5 protein-coding genes are annotated in these 3,024 nt (G+C 29.3%); all 5 read right to left on the bottom strand.

The genetic code is table 11. The features are described from left to right. Window positions 1-92 precede the first annotated feature (92 nt). Genes KKC53_02355 through KKC53_02335 form a run of 5 tightly spaced genes read right to left on the bottom strand, consistent with a single transcriptional unit; the run spans window position 93 to window position 2,937 of the window. Window positions 93-542, bottom strand: coding sequence for a Tad domain-containing protein (locus KKC53_02355; protein ID MBU2598013.1), 450 nt, complete (start codon window positions 540-542; stop codon window positions 93-95). A 4-nt stretch (window positions 543-546) separates the two neighbouring features. Beyond that, the gene (locus KKC53_02350) at window positions 547-972 is read right to left on the bottom strand and encodes a pilus assembly protein (protein ID MBU2598012.1); all 426 of its coding nucleotides are present in this window, start codon (window positions 970-972) and stop codon (window positions 547-549) included. 10 nt (window positions 973-982) lie between these two features. Continuing rightward, entirely contained in the window at window positions 983-1,162 is a 180-nt protein-coding gene (locus tag KKC53_02345; protein MBU2598011.1) for a hypothetical protein, read from the bottom strand. A 22-nt stretch (window positions 1,163-1,184) separates the two neighbouring features. Beyond that, complete coding sequence (locus KKC53_02340; protein ID MBU2598010.1) at window positions 1,185-2,033, bottom strand: type II secretion system F family protein; 849 nt, start codon at window positions 2,031-2,033, stop codon at window positions 1,185-1,187. Window position 2,034: 1 nt separating this feature from the next. Then, on the bottom strand, window positions 2,035-2,937 hold the full coding sequence (locus KKC53_02335; GenBank protein MBU2598009.1) for a type II secretion system F family protein: 903 nt from the start codon (window positions 2,935-2,937) through the stop codon (window positions 2,035-2,037). Window positions 2,938-3,024: the final 87 nt, after the last annotated feature.

The raw sequence follows: 3,024 nt of genomic DNA, 5'->3' as shown, positions 1-3,024 counted from the left end.
TTTAGAGCAACTCTTTATATCTGTGATAGCAATACTTAATAAAGCTAATAAAACTATTGCTATTAATATAAAAGAAAGTATTTTTATAATCCTCATTTTACCTCCCTTATTCTTGCTGAACCTTCAACAACAACATTTGTTGATGCTATACCTATTATTTTAGCAAAATGTAGAGGAATATTAGCTACTGATTTAACATAAACCATCTCGGGATTTACCTCATCATTATCAAGCTCAAATCTTACACCAACTTCTTTTAAAGTTCCTCCAAATCTATTTACAAAATTTAATTTTACCCATTCATAGGCGTGATTAACATATCCAGGTTTAATTACTGCTTCCCCTGTATCCTCACTTATTTTTAAATCTAGGTATTTTGAAACCTCTATTGCTGCTATATCTGATGCTTTGAGTAGTTCTGCTCTTGTACTAAAGAGTATGCTCATATCTACTGCCAGAGCAGCTATCAATAGAAAAATAGGTATCATTATACCTGCAATTATTGCGTATGAACCCGTTTCATTTTTAATAATTTTCTTCATAATTTTAAGGTTTTTCAGTAAGTGTCATAGTTGATTCCCCTCCGACAGTAAAATAGCCACCGCTATAAGGGAACAAAGCTTTACCAAACATTATTGGTACATCATAAGAAACGCTTACAGTTATAGTATCCTCCGGGCTAAGACCTGTTATCGATATGTCTTTTTTCATATTACCACTACTCCAACCAGGAAGTACTTTTACAATATAATCATCAACAGCATTTGATGCAACACTCTCAGCATCAGCTGGATCTGGTGTAATGGAGCCTGCTCTTGCACCCTCAAAGGATGCTGTTTCAACAATATTATTTGCAAATAATATATAACCAAACTGAACTATTGCAGCAAATATTATTAAAAATATTAATATTGTCAGGGTGAACTCAATTAGAGTTGAGCCTCTTTCACTTTTTAAATTTATTATTTTCATATTAATTTTTTTACGGTGCTGTTCGTAGAATTGTTATGATATTTTCAATCAGAGCTATTAACTCATCACGCAGTGTTATAAGGGCAGTAACTACACCAATTATTATTATTGCTGCTATCACAAAGTACTCAATTGCAACATCTCCGTTTTCTTTTCTAAATCTGTCTTTGAATTTAATTAAGAAATTCATTTACTCCTCCCTTTCTTTAAAATTAAAAGAATTTTATTATTTCTGCCACATAAGGCGATACGATAGCTAAAATTATTGGTAAAAAGAAAAAACCCATTATAACCAAAGTTGCATAAACAGGTATTCCTTCAACCTTTAGCTTTAGAAAAGCTGCATTTTTATATCTTAAATTCTCAGCTAGCCTGAATATTTGCTCACTGACAGGTATTCCCAATCGCTTGCTCTGAAAAACAGTTCTGATCAAATTAACAAACTCTTCACTTAGGCTTTTTTGTGCAGCTTTAATATAACTTTTCTCTTCTCCCCCACCAGCGCTGAAATTAAAATACCCCTCTTTTAGTAAATCAATTATTTTTCCTTTTTTACTCTGAATTAAAAAGTTAATACTCTCGTTAAAATTCATCCCCCCTTCCATACCTAATGCAATTATCTCAGCTATATAAGGTAATTCACTTCTTATTTTTCTGTTTGTATCTTTAATTTCATTTGATAGTTTTATGTCAGGTAATTTCCATGCAATTAGTATATAAGCTAATAAAGTGATTATTTTTGGAATTTTTATATTAGTAATTAAAGAAAAAATTAAGGCAAAACAAACTGATATTATTTTTATTGTTATGAAATCATTAAAATTGGCAATTTTAAATCCGAAGTATTTGAAATCCTCCAATTTTTCAAACAAATCATTATACTCTTCACCCTCAGAACTAACAGTAAATTTATCTATAATACCTGATAATTTACTTTTTATGTTTTTACTTTCCTTCTTCTCCAGTCCCCTTAAATTTGCAGGCCTTAGAAGTGAAAAGAAAACAAATATTCCTGCACATATACTCATAATTAATGCTATGATTAACGCTTCTAAATTCATCTTACTCACTTATACTTGTAATTTTATTTAAAATATAAACCCCTATAATTATTGATAAAATTGAATAAATTACTATAAACAGCCCTATTTTAGTAGAATAAAAACTAATATATTCGGGATTGAGTATAAGAACTAAAATATAAAGAAATATTGTACCTATTAATAAAACATTCTTCTGTGTTCTTGCATATCCCAACTTTGCGTTAGCTTCTAGTCTTATTCTCTCATTTCTTCTTGCAACATCGGCGTATCTTTTTAGTATTTTTCCTGTATCTTTAGTACCTATCTTAATGGCTTGTATCATAGCAATTGAAAAAATATTTATAAGCCCTTTGTCATTGAATCTACGAGATAAGTTTTTTAAAGATTCTTCCAGGGATATATTAGCTCCCGTTACCTCATTTATTATCTTTAATATCTCATCTTTTAGTGGCTGATTTACTCTTCCAACTGATTCTTTGAGAGCTTCCAAAATATTTGGTATAGGGGATAAAATACCAGATAAATCTATTAAGAAACCTTCCATTTGCCTTTCTATTTTTATTCTTCTTTTTTCTTTTTTATAGTTAAAGTACCAAATAAATAAAAAAGGAAGCACAATTGAGGCAAATAAAACTAAAATAACAGGAATTCCAAAAATCAAAAAAACTACAAACATTGCTAGATATAAAATAAAATTAATAAATAAAAATTCATCAACATCTAGTTTTAGTCCTGTGCTGTTTAGAAAATTGCTTATTTTTTTCTTAAATCTACTTAAAACATCTTTCTTTTCAACTTCTACTGTTTCTCTTTTCATTTTAGTTATAAGTCTTTTGTTCATTTCAGTGCTTATTTCACTTATTACCATCACGACCAAGAAAGCAACAGTAGAAAAAAGTATTGAAATAGTTATATTATTCATCAAAAGACCTTCCTAGTAATAAACTTAGAATTTGCATCAAGTTTCTTTTCTACCTCTACAATCTCTACTATTTTCCTTTTCTCTTCA

The organism is Actinomycetota bacterium, assembly GCA_018830725.1.
GTDB lineage: Bacteria > Actinomycetota > Humimicrobiia > JAHJRV01 > JAHJRV01 > JAHJRV01.
This window is presented reverse-complemented; position numbering and strand designations above follow the sequence as displayed.

Coding starts and splice junctions, on each gene's coding strand:
- KKC53_02355 (MBU2598013.1), bottom strand. CDS start 542: ATGAAGAAAATTATTAAAAATGAAACGGGTTCATACGCAATAATTGCA.
- KKC53_02350 (MBU2598012.1), bottom strand. CDS start 972: ATGAAAATAATAAATTTAAAAAGTGAAAGAGGCTCAACTCTAATTGAG.
- KKC53_02345 (MBU2598011.1), bottom strand. CDS start 1,162: ATGAATTTCTTAATTAAATTCAAAGACAGATTTAGAAAAGAAAACGGA.
- KKC53_02340 (MBU2598010.1), bottom strand. CDS start 2,033: ATGAATTTAGAAGCGTTAATCATAGCATTAATTATGAGTATATGTGCA.
- KKC53_02335 (MBU2598009.1), bottom strand. CDS start 2,937: ATGAATAATATAACTATTTCAATACTTTTTTCTACTGTTGCTTTCTTG.